Source organism: Flavobacterium faecale (genome assembly GCF_048320115.1).
In the GTDB taxonomy this organism is placed as follows: domain Bacteria; phylum Bacteroidota; class Bacteroidia; order Flavobacteriales; family Flavobacteriaceae; genus Flavobacterium; species Flavobacterium faecale_A.
Map to the genome: position 1 here is coordinate 2,848,832 of NZ_CP182943.1, position 21,717 is coordinate 2,870,548.

Genomic DNA, 21,717 nt, shown 5'->3' on the forward strand with positions numbered 1-21,717 from the left:
TTTATAACGTTTTTTTGATTTTGATTAACTCTTTGTTAGCTGGGTTTTTTTTCATAACACTGTCAATAACGGTGTTAGCCATAGCGAGATTGTTTACACGCTTATAAGCTTGTGCCAGCTTAATTCCTAGTTCAGGATTGTCTACTTTGTTTTTTAAACCTTTTTTTGCAATAGTAATCCCTTTGGTATCTTGATTAGACCACCAATATAAATCCATTAAAGCGATATAACTGTCACTATAAAAAGGAGTTCTTTTAACCACTTCAAGGAGTTCAGTTTCTGCTTTTGTGTATTGTTTATCCCATGCAAGCGTACGCCCTTTTAATGTTCTAACATCAGCATAATTTGGAAATTCATTCAAGATGTAATTACATAATAATCGCGCTTTGTCTCTTTCTTTATTAAAGGCAAAATCTCGCGCTAGAAAGAAGGTTTCATCATAAGTTAATCCCTTTGTCAATTTTTTAATTACAGCCAAATCTTCTTTGGAAAACTGGAAAGCTGGTTTTGTGTAAATATTTAGTGAATTGGGGATGATTTTATTTTTTTTGGTCAAATAAGCATTAAGTCTTTTGGCTTCCTTAAGACTGTCTTTCATCATTTGCAGCGTTTCACTGTCATTAATTTTAGTGATTTCAAAATCCTCGTCAATCTTGAATAGACTACCGTCAGAGTATAAAAAGTCTTTGTAAATCAATTCGTTAATGCTTCCTTTATTTTGCATAATTGGAATTTTGTGTATGTTGCGAAATTGCTTCACCGTATCTAATCCAGTGCTCATCCAAGCAGTTTTTTCCATTTTATTCATTTTGTAATTGTTCATTAAAAATGAAATCAAACTAGGAGTAATATCCCAATGTGAAGAAACCGATTTGAATGTTTGTGGTTTTTTCAATAATGGACTGTACATATATAAGGGCACGTGAAAACGGCATAATTTGTCTTTTTGAGCGATAGGAATCAAACGGTGGTCTCCTGTGATAACAAAGATGGTATTCTTATAATCAGGTCTTTTAGCATAATCATTCATGAATTTTTTAATCGAATGATCAGTGTATAACAAGCAAGCAAAGATATCTTTATAAGTTTCTACTTCTGATTTTGATATTTGAAGTGTTTTATTAGAACTGATTATGCTATCTACCTTTTTGAGATATTCTTTTTTTGCAGGAAAATCAAAAGGTTCGTGATTGGTCAAGGTCATAATGATGTCTAAGCGAGGTCCTTTTTTGGAGTCCAATTCAGATAGCGTTTTTTTGAAGATTTCACCATCAGGGTATCCCCAAGTAAAACCACCTTCGTTAGCTTGTGTTTTTTGGTAACTAGGTCCAAATTTATCGATGTCGATTACATGGTCTATGCCGTTGTATTCTAGAAAGTTTATTTTTCGGTCAAAACTGGATTCGTCCCCACAGTAAAATGAGGTGGTGTATTCATTGGCTTTTAAAATACTAACCAAAGAAATATTGGAGGGTAAAGGATTCATTTCTAAAAAACCTTTTTCGCCATAGGGTAAAGAGCCTAAAATAGATGGCAACGCTCCAAATGTCCTTCCTGCATTACTAACAAAATTCTCCCAGTACAATGATTTCGGAATCAAGGCATCTAGAAAAGGTGTAAAGCCTCTGTATTGATTTTTTCCAATGAATTCATTCCCTAGGCCTTCTACGATAATCATAACGATATTAGGTTTCTCTTCATTGATTTGAAAAAACGGAGATAGAACGTCTGGAGTGGCGTCGAAAGGTTGTACTAATGGAAATTCTTTTTTGTACACTAAATTATCAACATCAAAGGCGTTTTTATCTGATTGGAATCGGATGATTTCAGTAGTAAAATAAGCCAGTTTGTTTTGGTTTTCGGTATCTGAAAAATCAGTAACAATTAATTTTAAACCTAATGTTAGAACAAGCAAACTCGCTAAACCTATTTGGACTGGTTTGAAAGAACTGTGCTGACCAAAATATTTGTGGATGCTCAAAAAAGCAATTGGAAAAATGACAAAAGGAATAAAATACAAAATAGACAGTGACTCAGATGCAGTTACTGTAGTAAACATATCATCAAATGAATAGCCTAAAAAATCAGCTCCCAGATTGACCAGTGTCGTTAAATGGTATTTTGTTAATGCAAATTGACCAATTACAAGTAAAGAAAAAATGATTTTGATAAGAAACAAAGCCCATGATTTTCTGAAATAAGCAACAACTAAATAAATCGGAAAGCAAACTAATGTTATTATTGTAACCGTTCCAAAATCATGGAATAATTTATATATAAGTGTTATAAAAAAATTTGAAATTTCAATACCCGAAGTAATTTTTGATACAATTTCAAACAAAGTAATTATCCAAAATGTAAGTAGAAAAGAATATGATAAGCTGAAAAACGAGGACTTGTCGTTTACTTGTTCATTGGTTTTCATGTGTTTAGTATTTTTCGATGTTTTTAATTAATCCAACTGTTAGTTAAACGATGCCCAATATAGTAATTATACTTTGTTCGCTCACCATTAGTTGTGTATGAGGTTTTGGGAAAAATCAAAAAGAATCAATTAAATATAAATTGACGATGGTTTTCTAAAAAAAAGTTCAATGCAATTTACGTCAATACATAACGAAGTTTAGCGAACTTAATCGGTAAGGGAAACTGCGTTTTAGTGGTCTTATTTGGAATCGGAGTGCACAAAATTTATTTAATTATTAGTCATTCCTTTTCGGGTCATTTCTCCCCATTTTATTTTTTTGTTGAAATAATAATCAAAGTTTCCTTTAATGGCGGAATATAAAACAAAAGGATGGTTAACGAATGGTTCTAAGAAAGCTGTTTTTATTAATTGATACCCAATCCCTTTTTTCTTGTATTGATGGTAGGTAAGTTCTTCAGTAATGATGGTCACTACAGAAAAGAAAACCGTAAAAAGATAAGCTACAACCATAAATGCAATAGCATAATCCCATTGTACACTATTTTCAACAATCAGGTAGATGAAATAAAACAACCCAACGACCTCAATTAGAGGAGCTATTCTTTCAAAAATTAACCAATAAGGATAACTGATGGTTCCTAAAGCTTTATATTCAGAGTTAAAACCTATTTTTTTATGCTTTTTCAATGTTTCGATGGTACCACGTGTCCATCTGTTTCTTTGGGAAATGAATATTTTGTAACTGTCAGGAGCCTCTGTCCAACAGAGTGGATCAGGAATGTAAGCTACTTTGTATTTTACTTTTTGTTCCTCCATACAGCGTCTCATTCTCACGATGATTTCCATATCTTCTCCTACCGTTTTGGTGTCATAACCCCCCACTTCAATAGCTATTTTTTTGTCAAACAATCCAAAAGCTCCTGAAATAACTAATAAACCATTCAATTTACTCCATGCCATTCTACCTAATAAAAAGGCTCTCAAGTATTCTAATATCTGACCTCTAACGATAGCGCTTTTAGGTAAATTTACATCAAGTAGTTTTCCATCTTTTATTACGCAGGAATTTGCAATTCTGATGACTCCACCTGCAGCAATGACTTTACTATCAGTGGATTCTAAAAATGGTTTGATCATTTTTTGTAAAGCATCTTCCATTAATAAACAATCAACATCTATACAGGCAACATATTTATTGGTGCTGATATTAAGACCTGTATTTAATGCGTCTGCTTTTCCTCCATTTTCTTTGTCAACTACAATTAGTTTTTCAAATGCTGGATTAGTCGACTTAAAAATCCCTTCAGCGCAAAGGTTTTGTTGGGATTTGCTGGTTAATTAAGTAGTCAACTTTAACGAGATCATAAGCCTTAATCAATTTTTCGAGACTATCATCTTTACTTCCATCATTGACAATGATTACGTCATAGTTTACATAATGGGTGGAGAGTAATGACCTTACATTTTCAACAATATTTAAAGTTTCATTATAAGCAGGCGCTATAATTGAAATTGATGGAGAAATTGATGAAGATAAAATTTTATTGTAATTGACAAAGCTGTTTTTCTTCATATAATTTCCTGTCTCCACAACTGAAATTACAGCTAAAATAATATACGAAAGTATGGCTAGAAATGCAAAGCTATAAAAAATGAACTCTAGCGTAGCAAAGATGATTTCGGAAATATTTGGACTCATGACTAACTGGCTTTTATTAGATTAGAAACTTCTAAATTGTCATTTTGTATTCTATCAATATTTATTGTATTGGCTGCATTGATATCAATTAAACGGATGATTTTTTTCGCAGCATTTTTAATTTCAAAATTCTCATGATATACGTACTGCATGAGGAATGATTCTTCAAGAGTCATTAAGAAAGCTTCTTCTATTTTAAAGAACGAGATTTGCTCTTCAAGACTTCTATCCTCAATATTATCTTTCAATAGGGTTACTGCTTCAAAAATTCCTAAATGCGAAACAATTTCGATAGCTTCGATTCTTATTGCTTCACTGGGGTGATTTAATAATTCTAGTAGTTCCTCTTTTGCTTCAAATTGATTGTAAATTTTAGCTAATTTTAAAGCAAAGGATATTACCGAATAATTAGACGATTGTAACCAATCACTAATGTCAGGAAGTTTATGATTGTCTATTTTTTGAAGGATTTCTAGTAATTGAATTTGGTCCCATTCCGATAATTGATTTTCCAATACGTCCAAAAATCCTAATCCCTCGAATGAAAATAATTTAACGAGATAAAATTGAATTTCTCTACGAACTTCTTTTTTAGGATGATTGATGTGTACAATGATATCGTCATGAACTTCTTTTATTTCAAATTGTGCTAACTCTTTAATGGCTCTCGCAATTACGTCCCATTTTTTACTTTTTAGTTTAGCAGTAGCTTGGCTAATAAATTCAGTTTTATAGTAGAGTTTTTGAATAGCATCGGCTGTTTCTCCTGAAATTTCATTTCGTAATTTGAGTAAAGTACTGATGATAATTTTTCTTTTTAAACTACTTTTACCACATTTTTTTAAATAGTCGATTATTTTTTGTTGCTCAATACTAGTATCCTCTTCCTCATTTCCAGCATATAAATATTCGATTAAATCGGATTCATACTTTTTTTGATAAGTAGCTTCAATACGTTCTTTACTTCTCAATCGAGCTCTTAAATACTTTAAATAAGTGATCAAAAGTGCGATTGTAAGCAAGAAAGCAGCACTCAAACTCCAAGTCAATTGAATAATGATTGGGGCATGTTTGAGGTATTCAATAAAATATTGAGTTAAGTTGACCATAAAACTCTTAGATTAAAGGTTAACGAAGTAATCTTTTTGTTCTAATGATTAATTCATTCGGACTGAAAGGTTTACTCATGAAATCAGTGGCACCTAAATTAAAGGCATTCAGAACCATTTCCTCCTGACCTGCGGCTGAAAAAACCACAATAGGAGTACTCGAAGCAAGTTTATTTCTTACGTGACTAATTACTTCTAAACCGCTTACAAATGGCATCATGATATCGGTAAGAATCATATCAGGATTGTGTTCTTCAATGAGACTAATGGCTTCTTTTCCATTTCCAGCAATTAAAAGCTTGTAACCTTCTTTCTCTAATTTGAATTTGAGCAATAATGAAAGTATGGAGTTGTCTTCCGCTAAAACTATTTTTTTAGATGTAATCATTATAGGTTAAGTTATGGTTTATAATTTGGGTCATTTGGGCATTTCAAATATATAATATTTTCTTAAACTTTATCGATTAAATGTAAAAAAACATCGTTAAAATGCACTAAATACATATATTTAAAGATTATTACTACAGAATTGTTATTGAATTTAAAAAAATAGACTACGATTGAGTCTTGTGAAATCTAAAACATAGTTTTAGCCTTAACTTTTAGAGTTGTTTTTATTAAAAAAAAAGAATGATTAGAAAAGTTTAAAGAAATTATATTAAAATCCTTCAAAAACTCCTAAGCCAAACAAAGCAAAATCATACTTGGAGGGGTCGTTTGGATCTAACTCACGAAGTTTGGAGTCGAGTTCTTGTAATGCTTTAGCATCGTTTTGTTTACGGCTTAGTAATCCTAATTTTCGAGCGACATTTCCTGAATGGACATCTAATGGACATGATAGTGCTGCCATGGATATGGATTTCCAGATGCCTAGATCAACTCCTTTATTGTCTTGACGACACATCCAACGAAGATACATATTGATTCGTTTTGCGGCGGAACCGTTCAATGGGTCTGAAATGTGTTTTTGTGTGCGATGTAAATGGGGGATTTCAAAAAAGGTATTTTTGAAATCAGAAATACTTTTTTGCATCGAATGGGGCTCTTGGTTCTTTGCAAAAACAGCTTCTAGCCCGTTATGGTTGGCGTAAATATTACGAAGGCTTTGAATAAAAAAAGAAAAATCTTGACTGTTAAACGTTCTGTGTACAAAGGATTCTAATCGTTCTAAATCATTATCAGTATGTGACATGATAAAATCAAAAGGAGTGTTTCCCATCAAATCCATCATTCGGTGACTGTTTTTGATAATCATCGTTCGGTTCCCCCATGCAATAGTAGCACTCAAAAAACCAGCTATTTCAATATCTTCTTTTTGAGTGAACAGGTGCGGAATTTGTACAGGGTCACTCTCAATGAAATCAAGGGTATTGTATTGAAGGACTTTTTCGTCTAGGAATTCTTTGAGTTCTGTAGGAGTCATGATGTTTTTACTGTTATGTTTGCTATTTTTAAAAACATTGTTGTAATTACTCACTAATTATTCCGTCAACCATAACCAATTTTCTGTCCGCCATATTCGCCAGTTCCTCATTATGTGTAACGATGACAAATGTTTGTCCAAATTCATCTCTTAACTTAAAAAATAATTGATGTAAGTTTTCAGCTGAAACGGTATCTAAATTTCCTGATGGTTCATCAGCAAAAATAATAGCAGGTTTGTTAATTAGAGCTCTGGCAACCGCTACTCGTTGTTGTTCACCACCCGAAAGTTCATTGGGTTTGTGGTGTATGCGGTGCGAAAGTCCAAGGTATTCTAATAATCGTTTGGCTTCTTCTTCAGTTTCTTTTTTAGGTTTGTTCGCTATATAAGCGGGGATGCAAACATTTTCTAAAGCGGTAAATTCAGGAAGTAATTGGTGAAACTGAAAAATAAATCCCAAATTTAAATTACGAAACTGTGATAGTTTTTTGTCATTAAGACCTAAAATATTGTCGCCATTTATTTTAAGCTCCATATTGCTGTCTTTTTCAGGTTTGTCTAGGGTACCTAAAATTTGTAACAAAGTGGTTTTTCCAGCTCCTGAAGCGCCAACGATGGATACGATTTCGCCTTTTTGTATGTGTAAATCAACTCCTTTAAGTACATGAAGTTGATCGTAATATTTATGCAGATTTTTTGCTTGAATCATCGGAATCAATTTCAGCAAAGAAACAAAGATTTTAGAGAAAATCATATTCTTTTGCTCTTACAAAGGATAAAATTTAGTTAAATACGTGTTTTTTAAACTGGGGAATAGCTTAAATTTGAAAGAGTATCAATTCGCTTTGACGGCTGGTATTTGATATATGATTAGTAAAGGATAAAAATATGAATAATTCAAGAGCAACAGAAGTTGCAATTTTAGGAGGAGGTTGCTTTTGGTGTACCGAAGCTTTTTTTAAAGAACTGAAAGGGGTAGGGTCTATTGCTCCAGGTTATATAGGGGGTGAATTAGATAATCCGACTTATGCAGCGGTTTGCACTGGTGAGACAGGACATGCTGAAGCAATTAGAATCAATTTTAATCCGGATGAGATTAGTTATGAAAGGCTTTTGGAAGTCTTTTTTGCAACACACGATCCAACAACGTTAAACCGTCAAGGGAATGATATAGGGACTCAATATCGTTCTGAGATTTTCTATACAAATGAGCAGCAAAAAAAAATAGCTAAAGCATATATTGAATTTCTAACTCAGGAAGGCGTTTTTCCTAATCCTATAGTGACTAAAGTATCAGAAGCTTCTAAATTTTACGAGGCCGAGGATTACCATCACAACTATTATAGTGGGAATAAAGAGCAAGGCTATTGTGCGTTTGTGATTACTCCTAAACTAGAAAAGTTTAAGAAAGTATTTCAAAGTATACTGAAGTAAGGTTAAGATTTATCGGGTTTAAAGCATTTTATTTAAAAGTTATGGAAAAACAAACAAATGCTGCTCCTGCAGACAATAAAATAAGAGACCTAATTTTGGGGATTTTATTGGATGTCATTGGAATGTTATCCTTTTCAATTCCGTTTTTGGGAGAGTTTGGAGATTTAGTTTGGGCTCCAATATCAGGTTTGATTATGGTTTGGATGTACAAAGGCAAATCAGGAAAACTAGCGGGTATTGTTTCTTTTATTGAAGAGGTTCTTCCAGCAACTGATTTTATTCCTTCCTTTACTTTGATGTGGTTTTACACTTATATCATCAAAAAAAGCTAGTGTGTTTAGTTCTTTTCTTTTGGTAACAAAAAGCCCATTTTCAAGCTTCGAATCATTTTTTTACTAAAGGGTGTAAAAAAATGAGATTGTCCAAAAAGCCATCCAAAGAACATTAACATAAAAGGGTACAAGGGGAGTACTAGAATTAATAATAAAACATAGTATATAAGGATGTTGGTGTTCTCTTTAGTTATTCCTAATGCATCCAAAAAGAAAGCGGATATTTTTGCAGATAAGGATCCATTTATCGCAAAAACAATTATAATAACGATAAGTTGAAAATTAGAAGTTATTCTCCAACGTTCTTTTAGTTTCTTCATTTTACTAGTAATGTTTACAAATATAAGAACATTATCTTAGAGGAACATTACCAAAAAGTTTTTGTTTGAAGGTATTTTGAAAATAGATCATGTAATTGTAAATAAGATAATTTACTTCATAGCCATAATCAATCATAGGATCATAATTGATAGTCATTTCATATAAATTAGGGTTGTAGCGTCGTGGTTGTAAGACACGATTATTCCATTCGTTTATATAAAGGCGGTTTCTATTTTCTAAGAACTGTTGACTGTGAAAACCTCTAGGTAATGCTTGGCTGATTAGCCAATTATTAAATCCGTTATCTATAATAATCACCTCATACTCTAAGGAATCATTGGCAATTCTTACGGTGTCGTTTTTATTTGGACTGGAGTTATTAGATTTTGACGCAATAGTTTTAGAGGAATGACAGCTAACTACGATTCCTAAAATTATGATTATTATGTAAATACTGTTTTTCATACTTAAAACGATGAAGAGTAAATTTACGAATTAAATTATCGATAATTAATGTTGTATAGTGAAAAAGCCAACTATGGATTAGATAATTGGCTTTGAATAAGAATGAGACTTTGTTTTTATTTTCCAAAAAGTTTCCCAAAAATCCCAGCTATTCCTCCTTTTTTGGATAGTTCTACGGCGTCCTCAAGGTCTACTTTTCCATCTGCATTTTGATCCAATCCAAAATGTACGCCATAGGTATCAATAGCTTCCATAATTCCAGCTTGTTCAGCACTGCCATCACCGGTTAAAGAATTGACGATGTCTGAAATGCTTAAGCTGTGATCTTTAGGATCGTTTGCTTTTCCAATTAAACTATTTAATATTTTTGGAATCATGGATGTTGCGGCTCCAGAAGCTGCAGTGCTACTTATTCCTAGTTTTTGGGTAAGAGAATTAGATACCTGAGAAATAATTTCTTTTACCGTTGGATTGTTTATGTCTAAGTCTTTACCTTGTAACAAACCTAATATTTGTGCCAGATCTCCTTTATTGGCAATTTTTTGCAAACTATCAACTACAGAACTACTGGTTTCTTTTATTACAGCTTCGTTTTGTTCATTGGGAATACTGTCGTTTTTTACGATTGCATCAGCTCCAAATTGTTGTACTAATTGTGTGACATGATCTAACATAGGAATAAGTTTAGAAGGTTAGTATACCAAATTTAATAAAAAAAGGACTCATTACCAATTTGTAATGAGTCCTTTTATGTGTTAAGCTTTTAATTTATTAGCTTAATAAGCTAATAATTTGTGAAGCTAATTCAGTACCAATTCTATCTTGAGCTTCTCCTGTAGCTGCTCCAATGTGTGGAGTCAAAGAGATTTTTGAATGCATCAATAATTGAGTAGCTGGAGTTGGTTCATTTTCGAAAACATCTAAACCTGCAAAAGCAACTTTACCTGAATCCAAAGCAGCAACTAAATCTACTTCATTGATTACGCCACCACGAGCACAGTTTACAATTCCTACACCGTCTTTCATGATTGCAAATTCTTTTTCAGAAACGATATAACCGTCTTGAGCTGGAACGTGCAATGTGATAAAGTCTGCTTCTTGGAATAAAGACTCTAATGATTGAGAAACGATAGTAGTAGTGATAGATTGTCCGTCAAAGAATTCTACTTTTACGTCAACCTTAGGGATAAAACTATCCGCTGCGATAACTTTCATTCCTAATCCAAGCGCCATTTTTGCTGTAGCTTGACCAATACGTCCAATACCAACAATTCCTAAAGTTTTACCTCTTAACTCAACTCCATCAGCATAAGCTTTCTTCAATTCGTTAAATTTAGTATCTCCTTCAAGTGGCATGTTTCTGTTAGAATCGTGTAAGAAACGAACTCCTGTAAATAAGTGACCAAACACCAATTCAGCAACTGATTCAGATGATGAAGCAGGAGTGTTGATTACGTGAATTCCTTTGCTTTTAGCGTATTCTACATCAATGTTATCCATACCTACACCACCACGACCGATGATTTTGATACCAGGACAAGCATCAATAATGTCTTTACGAACCTTAGTCGCACTACGAACCAAAATAACACTCACGTTGTTTTCGTTGATGTAGTTCGCTACTTGTTCTTGTGCTACTTTTGTAGTGATTACTTCAAAACCACCTTTTTCTAAAGCTAAGATTCCACTTTTTGAAATCCCATCATTTGCTAATACTTTCATGTTCTTTTATTAAATTACGAGGTTTTTGCCTCAAATTAATTGAATGGTTTAGAAGCTGTTTCCCGCTATCCGTTTCAATCTTGTGTCGGCGTAGATGTCTGCCGCCACAAGGATTTCCACTTCTATCGGGGCTAGAGCCTCTGCTAGCGATGATGGTTTAAAGTTCAATTTATAAATTCCAACTACGAAATTCATTTTTTTTAAATCCTAATTCCTGAATCCTAATTCTGAATCCCGAATTTAAAATCCTTAATCAAAAATTTAAACCGCTTTTTCTAAAGCTTGCATTACATCTACCAATACTTGTACGCTTTCAATTGGCATAGCATTGTAAATAGATGCTCTGTAACCACCTACTGAACGGTGACCAGGCAAACCAGAGATTCCAGCCTCTTTCCACATTTTGTCAAATGTTTCTGTGTGTTCTGGATTTGTTAACAAGAATGTTACATTCATGTTAGAACGGTCTTCTTTAACTGCTGCTCCTTTGAATAATGGATTTCTGTCAATCTCGTTGTAAAGCAATTCTGCTTTCGCGTTGTTTAGTTTTTCAACCGCTGCAATTCCGCCTTTTTCCTTGATCCATCTCAATGTCAATAGAGACGCGTACACAGGGAAAACAGGAGGAGTGTTGAACATACTATCTGCTTTTACGTGTTTGGCATAATCCAACATGCTAGGAATAGCACGACCGCTTTTGCCGATTATTTCTTCTTTGATAATTACCAAAGTAGTTCCTGCAGGTCCCATGTTTTTCTGAGCGCCAGCATATATAATGTCAAATTGTGTGAAATCTAATTCTCTTGAAAAGATATCTGAACTCATATCGCATACTAATGGTACATTAGTTTTTGGGAATGATTTCATTTGTGTACCAAAAATAGTATTGTTCGAAGTACAGTGGAAATAATCTGCATCAGCAGGAATTTCATATCCTTTAGGTACATTGTTGTAATTGTCATCTTTTGAAGAAGCAACAATAACTGTTTCTCCAAAGAATTTAGCTTCTTTAATAGCTGCAGTAGCCCAAGTTCCTGAATCTAAATAAGCTGCTTTTCCATTTTCTTTCATCAAGTTATAAGGAATCATCAAAAATTCTAAACTAGCGCCGCCAGCAAGAAAAAGAGCTTGATATCCTTTACCCTCTAAACCTAATAACTCTAATGCTAGAGCTCTAGCTTCGTCCATAACGGCAACAAAATCCTTGCTACGGTGAGAGATTTCTAATATAGATAATCCTGAATCATTGAAATTTAAAATAGCTTGAGCTGATTTTTCAAAAACTTCTTGTGGTAAAATACAAGGTCCTGCGCTGTAGTTGTGTTTTTTCATGGTGTAGTTTATGTCCAAAAAATTAAAATGCAAATTTCGGTAATAGGAGTTGAATAAGCATTAAAATATTCATAATAATTATTAAATTTTTCTCTATGTTATTAACAAAAACGATATAGTATCGGTTTTATCCGCGTAATCCCATAATTTTGGCAGTTGTGTTTGTCCAAACGGAATGCTGTTTTTTATCAAATTATCACTCACGATGCATTGGAGATTGTCCTCTTCTGATTGCAATCTTTTATCTAAATCTTCAAGATTGTCATAATATTCATAAAACACACTCGAAATAGGTGAGGCGTGGCTAATATCTTCTTTGATAGTAAGAAAACCATTGTCTAATAATTTGAAGTTGCTCATCAAGAAAACGGCTTTGTTGTAATCATAATTATTAGCGTATTTTTCATAATGAATCACATCTTGGTATTCAAACATGGCTTCAAAAAATGGGTCGAATACGTAGTCTTTTGGTACAAAAAGTTTAGAGACATTGCGGCAACCTAGTCCAAAATATCTAAAAATATCTTCTCCCAATGCGACTAACTGTTCTTTAGTTTCTTTTCCGTTTAAAACAGCTACTGAATTTCGGCTTTTGCGAATGATAGAAGGTTTGTCTTTGAAATAATATTCAAAATAACGTGCAGTATTGTTGCTGCCTGTAGCAATTACGGCATCAAAATTCTCTATTTTCCCTTCGATAAAAGTGATTTTGGAGGCAAACTCAGGTTCAACATGTATGAGGTATTTTGCTAAAAAGGGTAGCAAATGCTGATCATTTGAAGATAATTTAACCAGTGCGTGATGTCCGCAAACCAAAACAGATAAAAAATCATGAAATCCAACCAAAGGAATATTTCCAGCTAGAATTAATGCAATATTTTTTGGTTTTACTTGACTGAAATCATAAGGATTCAACCAAGTATCGAGGTTTTCTTTGGTTAATGCATTCGACCAAGACTGTAGTGCAAAATATACCTGTTCAGGAGTGTACCAGCCGTTATGTGATTGACTCAACTGGATCAAATCAGTCATGAAATCAAAAAAAACGTCATTGCCTAAAACTCCTTCTTGTCGGCTGTTTTGGGCTTCTGAAAATTGACTCAAGAATTTTCCTAGTTCAATAAAAGCATTTTTTTTAGTTTCTAATGTCATAATGTTTGTTTATGAAATGTTTTGATTGTAATTTTGCACAAAAGTAAGATTTAATAATTCGAAAGTCAAAAGTCTTATGTCAAATGTTTGTTGACTTAAAACATTTCACTTAGATAAACATAAATTAAAGTAGAAAAATGGCAATTATCATAACAGACGAATGTATCAATTGTGGTGCATGTGAACCAGAATGTCCTAATACAGCAATTTACGAAGGAGCTGATGATTGGAGATATAAAGATGGAACCACTTTAAGTGGAAAAGTAGTGCTTCCTGATGGAACTGAGGTTGATGCTGAAGAGCTTAAACTCCAATTTCTGATGAAGTGTATTATATTGTTCCAGGAAAATGTACAGAGTGTAAAGGGTTTCATGATGAACCTCAATGTGCTGCGGTATGTCCTGTTGACTGTTGTGTTCCTGATGATAATCATGTGGAAGACGAAGAAACGTTGTTGAACAGACAAGCATTTTTACATAACGAATAGTTATTGTAGTTTTGATATATTAAAGTTGCCTTTTGGGCAACTTTTTTTTGCCTCATTTTCTCTACTGCAATTTTAAAATTACATGATTCTTTTGGTTTTATAGAAATGGGATTTACTGAACAAACTTTATAAATCTTGGTTTTGATATGGTAATTTTTTATTAAACACAATGCTTATTTATCAATAAAGTCTTAATTTGTATGTGATTAAATAATAAAAGTTATGAGAATTATTTGTGCTTTGCTTTCACTTTTGCTATTATTTGCCTGTAAAAACAACGATGTTAATGCACAGGTTAAAGGTGAATTAAGTCAAGAAATGAAAAGCTATTGGTATAACAATGATGCAGAATTGTCAAGTTATGACCTTGTGCAAGCGCGTTATGGTGAATTAAGGAAAGGGACAGCTGTTCTAGTATATGTAACGGAGCCTTTTAGTGAAAAATCATTTACCAAGGCCAATCAAGCTTCAACGAATACAATTTCTGTCTTGAAACTAAATTTTACTAAAAATTTTAATACTGGAATTTATCCTTATTCGATGATGAACTCTAGTTTTTTTCCTGTCAATGGAAACAGTTCTTTGAAAATTTCGAGTTCCACGCAAGAATGGTGTGGGCATGTTTATACAGAAGTTAAACCCGTTGATAAAGGATTTGAAGTAAATATAAGGTCTTATTTTGAAGGAGAAAGTATAGATAAAGTTACTATTAAAAAAGTATTACTGGAAGACGATATTTGGTCTATTATTCGTCTTAATCCTAATGCATTGCCAGAGGGTAAACTAGAGGTTTTGCCTTCTCTGTTTTATATGCGTTTGGCTCATAAAGATTTAAAAATATACCGATGTGAAGTGAGTAAGAAAATCGATAAGCAGATGATAACATACTCTATGAAGTATCCAGAACTAAGAAGAAACTTGGATATTACTTTTGAAAATAAATTTCCTTATAAAATTTTGTCATGGTCAGAATCCTATCCTGACGGTTATAATAATGATGCTGAGATTTTGACTACTAGCGGCACTTTGAAAAAAACAATCAAAATAGATTATTGGAACAAAAACAGTAATGCCGACTTAGAACTTAGAAAAGATTTAGGATTAGATTAAGCAAAAAAAAAGTCCTGAGCCATATAAAACTCAGGACTTTTCTCTTTAGAATTACCTATGTTAGAAATTAAAACCTAATCTAGCATAGTAATAAGCACCGCCAAAACCCATTTGTACAGCATCCCAATAACCTCCACCTTCAACCCAGTCATCTTGTTGGTCAGGGTAAATATTGAAAAGGTTGTTAGCACCAATACTTAGCTTTGAAGATTTACAAAGTTTAAATCCTAGTGTTAAATCGGTCACTACTTTTGGGGTATAAATGTCAGTTGCTGCTTTGATTTGGTTTGCAAAACTTCCTCCGTAATCGGCTACATCTTCAGCAACTTGATAATCAATTAGTCTTACTTCACTAAAGCGAGTGAAAGCTAGTCCTGCATTGAACCAGTTTTTAGCATAGTTTAAGTTTAATGCAAATTTATTATCTGGTGCTGAAGCCAAAAGAAAAGCTTTTTCTCTTTCTCCAAAGAAAATTTCCTTGTCTAATGTACCATTGTTTACATTGCCAATTTTCATGTTGTTTATGTTTCCGACCAAGGTGGCACTTACTGTTTGGTCATTAAAAGTCTTTTTCCAAGCAAAAACAACATCTAAACCAGTAGTTTTTGTATCTACGCCGTTTACGAAGAACTGAGCCGAATCTACACCGATGTTCAATGCCGTAGCATCAAAATAACCTGTCAATACAATTCTATCATTGACATTAATTAAATAACCATCAACAGTAGCGGTAAAATCACCAAAATTTGCTGTAAACCCTAAAGAAGCATTGATTGCTTTTTCTTCGTTTAGTTTTTGGATGCCAAATCCTTTGGTTACAGGGCTGTTGTTTGGGGAAAGTAAAACCTCAGATGCACCAGCTGAACTAAAGTTAGTAAAACGGAGGTTGTAATATATTTGAGCTAATGAAGGTGCTCTGAAACCGGTACTCACAGATCCTCTAATGTTGAAATTGTCTGATGCCTTGATTCTTGCAGCCAATTTTCCGTTAATAGTGCTACCAAAATCACTGTAATTTTCAAAACGTACCGCACCACTAATTAATAAAGATTTTGATACATCAAGTTCTACGTCCGTATAAAGTGAGATGTTAGAACGACTTTTGTCGACTTCGTTTAATGGGCTATAGCCAGGAAAACCTTGAGAACCACCTGGTCTAGGCTCTCCAGAAACAGGGTCGATTGGAGCAGATTGGGAGGAAGGGTCTGTTATAACTCTTCCATTTGTGTCGTAAGTAGCATACGAACCTTCGTCACCGGCAAAAATTTCAAACTTTTCTGTTCTAAATTCTGAACCAAATGCTACATTCAAGCCTTCTAATACGGTATCAAAATTTTTTGAAAGGTCAATATTAGTAGTGTTTTGAGTCAAACTGTGTCCTCCGGCATCAAATTCAGTTGGAGAAGCATTTTCAAGTGAAGCATTGATTGTTCCTTTTACGTAATAATGAAAAAGGTTTTTACCATTGGTGTTACTAAAATCGATTTTCCAACCGCTTGCTGTTTCTGTCCTAATACCTACAGCTAAGGAGTTATCTAAAATATTAGAGGTTATTCTAGGGGTGAAACCTCCTGGATAAATAGATTCTACGACTCTTTCATCCCGATTTCGAGTAAAAGCATATGCATCAGTGTCTCTAAAATTTCGACCTCCAAAAGCATAAAACTCTGTTTTATCTGAAATAGGAATAGCTAGGTTTCCAAACAGATTAAAGCCTTGAATAGCAGCTTCTCCAAAACCTTTTCTAAAGTCAAATCCAGGACGAAGTGTTTTGTTTTTGTTCAAATACTCCGCTGTAAAATTGGCAAAACCACCTTTTTCACCAATTGCCACTCCGTAATTGGCTCCAACTTTCACAGAACCACCATCAAAGGATTGGTCTTTACCAAAAGAGTTTCCGTTGCCATTTTGGTCTAATCTAAAACCATCAGTGTTGGCTGTTCCTGTTGGAAAATCGCCTTTCGCATTGGTGTTGTAAGCTCCATAAGTCACTGAACCAGTAAATTCATCTACATTGTCATTTAGCACAATGTTTACCACACCTGCAATGGCATCAGAACCGTATTGAGCGGCAGCGCCATCTCTAAGAATTTCGATTCTTTTAATAGCAGTAGCTGGAATGGCGTTCAAGTCTGTTCCCGTATTTCCTCTGCCTCGAGTACCAAATAAATTGATTAATGAGGATTGGTGTCTTCTTTTTCCGTTGATTAATACCAATGTTTGATCGGGTCCTAATCCTCTTAACGAAGCAGGGTCAACGTGGTCAGAACCATCAGAACCAGATTGTTTGTTGGCGTTAAATGAAGGTGCTACGTATTGTAGTAATTCATTTATTTCTAATTTTCCACTTTGAGTTGTTACATCTTTCACATTAATGATATCGATAGGTACAGCGGAATTAACAACTGTTCGTTTAGCGTTTCTAGAACCAACAATGACAATGTTGTCCAAAATTTCACCACCTTCAGCTGATAAGGTTATATTAAGAATTGCATCCGTCACTAGCTTTTCTATGGTATTGTATCCAATGTAACTAAAAACTAGCGTAGCTCCTTCTTTTACATTGATTTTGTATTTACCATCAAGATCGGTTGCGACTCCAGTATTAGTGCCTTTTTCAATAATGTTCACTCCTGGAATACCGCTTCCTGTTTCGTCTTTGACGATTCCAGAGATAGTTTTTTGTGAAAAAAGAACACTAGCATTGAATACTAAAAATAGTAGATAGATTTTTTTCATAATTTAATGTGTTTTTTGTTGCAATATAACAAAATTTTAACACTTTGATTGTGATACAATTGTTAAAAAGTAATCCTTTTGATGATTTGATATAATTTTGTTTTTTTTAAAGGACGCTTCTGTTTGATTGGAAGTAAAAAATGATAAAAATTACTTTAAACTCTAAATTATCACTTTTAAAACATTTATTAAATGGTATATTTGCACATTTTAAATCTAAATTTTCAGAAAGCATTTGTTATAAATGCTATTTATAAAATATAAAAACCATGAAAGCAGGAATTGTAGGATTACCTAATGTTGGAAAATCAACCCTTTTTAATTGTTTGTCAAATGCCAAAGCGCAAAGTGCAAACTTTCCTTTTTGTACTATCGAGCCAAACATTGGAGTGGTAAATGTTCCAGATCCTCGTATCAATAAGTTAGAAGAATTAGTAAAACCAGAACGCGTACAAATGGCAACTGTAGATATCGTAGATATTGCAGGTTTGGTAAAAGGAGCGAGTAAAGGAGAAGGTTTGGGGAATCAATTTCTGGGTAATATTAGAGAATGTAATGCTATTATTCACGTATTGCGTTGTTTTGATAATGATAATATCGTTCACGTGGATGGAAATGTTAATCCAATTCGTGACAAAGAAACCATCGACATCGAGTTGCAGTTGAAAGATTTGGAAACTGTTGAAAAACGTTTGGAAAAAGTGAATCGTGCTGCCAAAACAGGAAATAAAGAAGCGCAAACTGAAAAAGCACTTTTGGACCGTATTAAAGAAGCACTTTTGCAAGCTAAATCGGCTCGTACGGTTACTCCTCAAAGTAATGATGAGGAGGTTTTGATGGAATCTTTTCAACTAATCACTGCAAAGCCCGTTTTATATGTTTGTAATGTTGATGAAAATTCGGCAGTTAATGGAAACAAATATGTTGACCAGGTAAAAGAATTAGTAAAAGATGAAGAAGCTGAAGTTATCATTCTTTCTGTTGGTGCTGAAGCTGATATTACCGAATTAGAAAGCTACGAAGAGCGTCAAGTTTTCCTAGAAGATATGGGATTAACTGAGCCTGGAGCATCTGTGTTGATTCGTGCAGCATATAAATTATTGAAACAGCAAACCTATTTTACTGCTGGTGTCAAAGAAGTTCGTGCTTGGACTATCAATATTGGAGCAACAGCACCACAAGCAGCTGGAGTAATTCATACCGATTTTGAAAAAGGATTTATCCGTGCAGAGGTGATCTCATACGAAGATTATGTTCAATATGGTTCAGAAGCAAAAGCCAAAGAAGCAGGGAAATTTAAAGTAGAAGGGAAAGAATATATAGTTAAAGATGGAGATGTAATGCATTTCCGTTTTAACGTGTAATTTGTGTTAAGTATCAAAGTATAAGATATTGAAACCTGCAAAAGTGATTTTGCAGGTTTTTTTTTATTCCATTTGGAATTTCCTTCGAGATCTTTGTGAGTCCATCGTGTCTTTGTGGTTCAATCCATTTTCACTATTTTTATAAAAAAAAAGCCATGAAAATAATTGCCTTTGGAGCCAGTCCGAGTAAAAAATCAATCAATAAAAAATTAGCCACCTATGCGGCTTCACTTTTTGAGAATGCCCAAGTTGAAGTTTTAGATTTAAATGAGTATCAAATGCCCATTTTTAGTGTGGATATCGAAGCTGAAATAGGACAGCATGAATTAGCGAAAGCTTTTTTGGCTAAACTTGCTTCAGCTGATTTTTTGGTGGTTTCCTTAGCGGAGAATAACGGAAATTATTCAGCAGCTTTCAAAAACATTTTCGATTGGTGTACCCGAATTCAAAAAGAAATATTTCAACAAAAACCAATGCTTTTAATGGCTACTTCGCCAGGAGGCAGAGGAGGAGCAACGGTTTTAGAACTTGCTAAAAATGCTTTTCCTCGTTTTGGTGCTGATATCAAAGCCACTTTTTCATTACCTAACTTCAACGATAATTTTGATGTAGTAAATGGAATGATTTCTAATCCAGAGTGGGATAAGGAGTTAAAGAATAGTATTCAAGGAATTTAAGAATTAAGTGTTGGTTTAAAGTGATGAGAAAAATTTTTTACTGTTTAGTGGTTGTCAGTTTGTTGTTTCTCACTAAAGGCTATGCTCAAAAATATGATAAAGTTGATTTAATTGTAGATGGTTATCCTAAATCAATTACCAATGTAAATCAGTTGCTTGCTTTGATACGTAAAGATTTTTCTCTACCAGATGAAAAAGCTAGAGCTGTTTTTAGATGGGTTTGCACTACTATAGCTTATGACGTTGCTTTGTCCGAATCGATGAATCATTCTTATATAAAAGCTTTTTCGTATAAAACGGAAAAAGAAAAAGAGATTAAGGAGAAAAAATTTAAGCAGGATTTGATTCAAAACACTTTGATTACAAAGAAAGCCGTATGTCATGGTTATGCTGTTTTGATGGAAGATTTGTATGCAAAGTTGGGATTGGAAACTAAAATTATTTTAGGGAATTTGCGAACTGATGTATCTCAAATAGGAAAAATGCCTGATGAATTAAATCACGCTTGGAATGTAGTTAAAATTGACAACAAATGGGAATTTGTGGACGCTACCTTGGCTTCAGGTTTTGTTTCGGCCAAAACGAATTTGTTTAAATTTTATTTTAATGAAGGGTATTTTTTTACCAATCCTGAAAAATTCTTTTTAAATCATTATCCCTTGGATGAAAAATGGTTGTTTGTAGCCAAAAATAAATCGGATTTTGCCAAACTACCTGTTTTTTTTGGTGACTTTTTTGAAAAAAAGTATAAAATTGTGAAGCCTGAGTCAGGTATTTGTTTGTCTAAAAATAATAAAGAACTCCATTTTAGTATTACGGGTTTAAATGATAATGACGTCATTCAATACCTTTCAAGTTTAGACAATAAAAAGAAGTATTTAAAACTAGAGAAACAATCCAATTTTAGTATTCCTATTGAAGGAAAGGAAAATTCCGTTTTATACTTATTTATAAATGGTAAAGTCGTAGCGGCGTATAAAATCGTGTAAATTTTTCTAATAAACGGAAAAGAAAATGAATAAAGGACAACTAAGAAAATGGATTTTTTTGCTAATGTTAATCGGACAAGCAGTAGTGGCTCAGGGAACATTCGAATTTAATAAAAAATTTATCAATTGCGAGGAAAAATGGGTTGTTTTACCAATATCAAAAGATAGTTCTTATGTCTATGGTTTTGTATATATTGATACACAAGCAGGTTTAGCCATTGATATCAAAGGCAGTTTCAAGATGGATGCTCAAGATAAATTGGTCTCCATCAAAGAGAATACTACCTCCCGAATTGTACATCGATTGGAGCCAAATACCATGCAGGTTGCTATATTTCCAGAGGATAAATTCGCAGCGCTTCAAATAACTAAAACACCAGAATGGTTAGCAGTTTACAAAACGGATGAAAACACTGTTCAACGATTTTTCAGGAAAGGTTTTGTTTACAATGCATGGAATGAATGTGTGTTAGGGCTTTCATTTTTAGAAAAAGCTCAAAAACTTAACCCAGCATACAAAGGTCTAGCTACCGAATTAGCTTTTTCGTATAATTGTGCGGGAAGATACTCTGATGCGATAAAAATATTGGAACAGTCACTACAAGAAAATCCAGCCGATGCTTATACCCACAAAGAGTTAATCTATGCTCAAACAAAATCAGGGCAAATTGATAAGGCTATCGTTTCGTGTCAGCGGTCATTAAAAGTTTGTAAAGATCAAACTTATGCAGCCGAAAATTCTTTTCAAGTTTTACATGCCTATTTTACCAATAAGGATCACTCTAATTTTGATAAATGGTTGGCAAGTAATGATGAATTATTTAATAAAGACAAAAGATTCTTACCAATCATTGAGCAAATGAAAAATCAAGTTAAGAATTAAGAATTAAACTTAAAATCTTTTAACTCCTAACCCTAATCTCTCCCTTCCCTT

21 protein-coding genes and 1 pseudogene are annotated in these 21,717 nt (G+C 33.5%); 8 read left to right on the forward strand and 14 right to left on the reverse strand.

Annotation, left to right across the window (positions count from 1 at the left end; all coding sequences use genetic code 11):
* Nucleotide 1: 1 nt before the first annotated feature.
* The 7 genes from ACNH59_RS11670 to ACNH59_RS11700 form a co-directional block, all read right to left on the reverse strand.
* Entirely contained in the window at nucleotides 2-2,425 is a 2,424-nt protein-coding gene (locus tag ACNH59_RS11670) for a sulfatase-like hydrolase/transferase (RefSeq protein ID WP_418262716.1), read from the reverse strand.
* Nucleotides 2,426-2,695: 270 nt separating this feature from the next.
* Nucleotides 2,696-3,727, reverse strand: coding sequence for a glycosyltransferase family 2 protein (locus ACNH59_RS11675; protein WP_418264893.1), 1,032 nt, complete (start codon nucleotides 3,725-3,727; stop codon nucleotides 2,696-2,698).
* Between the two features lie 4 nt (nucleotides 3,728-3,731).
* The gene (locus ACNH59_RS11680; RefSeq protein ID WP_418262717.1) at nucleotides 3,732-4,127 is read right to left on the reverse strand and encodes a glycosyltransferase; all 396 of its coding nucleotides are present in this window, start codon (nucleotides 4,125-4,127) and stop codon (nucleotides 3,732-3,734) included.
* A 2-nt stretch (nucleotides 4,128-4,129) separates the two neighbouring features.
* Nucleotides 4,130-5,236: a HEAT repeat domain-containing protein gene (locus ACNH59_RS11685; protein ID WP_418262718.1), complete on the reverse strand. Its 1,107-nt coding sequence runs from the start codon at nucleotides 5,234-5,236 to the stop codon at nucleotides 4,130-4,132.
* Between the two features lie 19 nt (nucleotides 5,237-5,255).
* Nucleotides 5,256-5,624 carry a response regulator transcription factor gene (locus ACNH59_RS11690; protein ID WP_418262719.1) on the reverse strand — a complete coding sequence of 123 codons (369 nt, stop codon included), beginning with the start codon at nucleotides 5,622-5,624 and terminating at the stop codon, nucleotides 5,256-5,258.
* A 270-nt stretch (nucleotides 5,625-5,894) separates the two neighbouring features.
* A complete protein-coding gene (locus ACNH59_RS11695; RefSeq protein ID WP_418262720.1) occupies nucleotides 5,895-6,659 on the reverse strand; it encodes a TIGR02757 family protein in 765 nt (254 codons plus the stop codon).
* Nucleotides 6,660-6,705: 46 nt separating this feature from the next.
* A complete protein-coding gene (locus tag ACNH59_RS11700) occupies nucleotides 6,706-7,368 on the reverse strand; it encodes an ABC transporter ATP-binding protein (RefSeq protein WP_418262721.1) in 663 nt (220 codons plus the stop codon).
* Nucleotides 7,369-7,547: 179 nt separating this feature from the next.
* On the opposite strand from ACNH59_RS11700, the gene msrA reads away from it, so the two are divergent.
* On the forward strand, nucleotides 7,548-8,093 hold the full coding sequence (gene msrA / locus ACNH59_RS11705; RefSeq protein ID WP_418262722.1) for a peptide-methionine (S)-S-oxide reductase MsrA: 546 nt from the start codon (nucleotides 7,548-7,550) through the stop codon (nucleotides 8,091-8,093).
* 41 nt (nucleotides 8,094-8,134) lie between these two features.
* Complete coding sequence (locus ACNH59_RS11710; protein ID WP_418262723.1) at nucleotides 8,135-8,425, forward strand: hypothetical protein; 291 nt, start codon at nucleotides 8,135-8,137, stop codon at nucleotides 8,423-8,425.
* Nucleotides 8,426-8,430: 5 nt separating this feature from the next.
* Here the strand turns inward: ACNH59_RS11710 and ACNH59_RS11715 are convergent, their stop codons facing one another.
* From ACNH59_RS11715 to ACNH59_RS11740, 6 genes are all read right to left on the reverse strand, one after another.
* Nucleotides 8,431-8,745, reverse strand: a complete 315-nt coding sequence (locus ACNH59_RS11715; RefSeq protein ID WP_418262724.1) for a DUF6787 family protein — start codon at nucleotides 8,743-8,745, stop codon at nucleotides 8,431-8,433.
* Nucleotides 8,746-8,776: 31 nt separating this feature from the next.
* A complete protein-coding gene (locus tag ACNH59_RS11720; protein ID WP_418262725.1) occupies nucleotides 8,777-9,211 on the reverse strand; it encodes a DUF6146 family protein in 435 nt (144 codons plus the stop codon).
* 116 nt (nucleotides 9,212-9,327) lie between these two features.
* Nucleotides 9,328-9,885, reverse strand: a complete 558-nt coding sequence (locus tag ACNH59_RS11725) for a hypothetical protein (protein ID WP_418262726.1) — start codon at nucleotides 9,883-9,885, stop codon at nucleotides 9,328-9,330.
* Nucleotides 9,886-9,982: 97 nt separating this feature from the next.
* Complete coding sequence (locus ACNH59_RS11730; protein WP_418262727.1) at nucleotides 9,983-10,933, reverse strand: D-2-hydroxyacid dehydrogenase; 951 nt, start codon at nucleotides 10,931-10,933, stop codon at nucleotides 9,983-9,985.
* 261 nt (nucleotides 10,934-11,194) lie between these two features.
* Nucleotides 11,195-12,265 (reverse strand): 3-phosphoserine/phosphohydroxythreonine transaminase, encoded by a 1,071-nt coding sequence (gene serC, locus ACNH59_RS11735; protein WP_418262728.1) that lies wholly within the window; start codon nucleotides 12,263-12,265, stop codon nucleotides 11,195-11,197.
* 93 nt (nucleotides 12,266-12,358) lie between these two features.
* Nucleotides 12,359-13,417 carry an acyl-CoA reductase gene (locus tag ACNH59_RS11740; RefSeq protein WP_418262729.1) on the reverse strand — a complete coding sequence of 353 codons (1,059 nt, stop codon included), beginning with the start codon at nucleotides 13,415-13,417 and terminating at the stop codon, nucleotides 12,359-12,361.
* 137 nt (nucleotides 13,418-13,554) lie between these two features.
* Here ACNH59_RS11740 and ACNH59_RS11745 point away from each other — a divergent pair.
* Together ACNH59_RS11745 and ACNH59_RS11750 are read left to right on the forward strand one after the other, a co-directional pair.
* A pseudogene (locus ACNH59_RS11745) lies at nucleotides 13,555-13,904 on the forward strand (4Fe-4S dicluster domain-containing protein).
* Between the two features lie 222 nt (nucleotides 13,905-14,126).
* Nucleotides 14,127-15,014 carry a septum formation inhibitor Maf gene (locus ACNH59_RS11750; RefSeq protein ID WP_418262730.1) on the forward strand — a complete coding sequence of 296 codons (888 nt, stop codon included), beginning with the start codon at nucleotides 14,127-14,129 and terminating at the stop codon, nucleotides 15,012-15,014.
* Nucleotides 15,015-15,074: 60 nt separating this feature from the next.
* On the opposite strand, the gene ACNH59_RS11755 is transcribed toward ACNH59_RS11750, so the two are convergent.
* Entirely contained in the window at nucleotides 15,075-17,753 is a 2,679-nt protein-coding gene (locus ACNH59_RS11755) for a TonB-dependent receptor (RefSeq protein WP_418262731.1), read from the reverse strand.
* 269 nt (nucleotides 17,754-18,022) lie between these two features.
* Between ACNH59_RS11755 and ychF the strand changes: the two genes are divergently transcribed.
* The 4 genes from ychF (at nucleotide 18,023) to ACNH59_RS11775 (ending at nucleotide 21,666) form a co-directional block, all read left to right on the forward strand.
* Nucleotides 18,023-19,117 (forward strand): redox-regulated ATPase YchF, encoded by a 1,095-nt coding sequence (ychF, locus tag ACNH59_RS11760; RefSeq protein ID WP_418262732.1) that lies wholly within the window; start codon nucleotides 18,023-18,025, stop codon nucleotides 19,115-19,117.
* Nucleotides 19,118-19,272: 155 nt separating this feature from the next.
* Nucleotides 19,273-19,794 (forward strand): NADPH-dependent FMN reductase, encoded by a 522-nt coding sequence (locus ACNH59_RS11765; RefSeq protein WP_418262733.1) that lies wholly within the window; start codon nucleotides 19,273-19,275, stop codon nucleotides 19,792-19,794.
* Between the two features lie 23 nt (nucleotides 19,795-19,817).
* The gene (locus tag ACNH59_RS11770) at nucleotides 19,818-20,783 is read left to right on the forward strand and encodes a transglutaminase domain-containing protein (RefSeq protein WP_418262734.1); all 966 of its coding nucleotides are present in this window, start codon (nucleotides 19,818-19,820) and stop codon (nucleotides 20,781-20,783) included.
* Between the two features lie 25 nt (nucleotides 20,784-20,808).
* Entirely contained in the window at nucleotides 20,809-21,666 is an 858-nt protein-coding gene (locus ACNH59_RS11775; RefSeq protein ID WP_418262735.1) for a tetratricopeptide repeat protein, read from the forward strand.
* The last annotated feature ends 51 nt before the right edge of the window (nucleotides 21,667-21,717 follow it).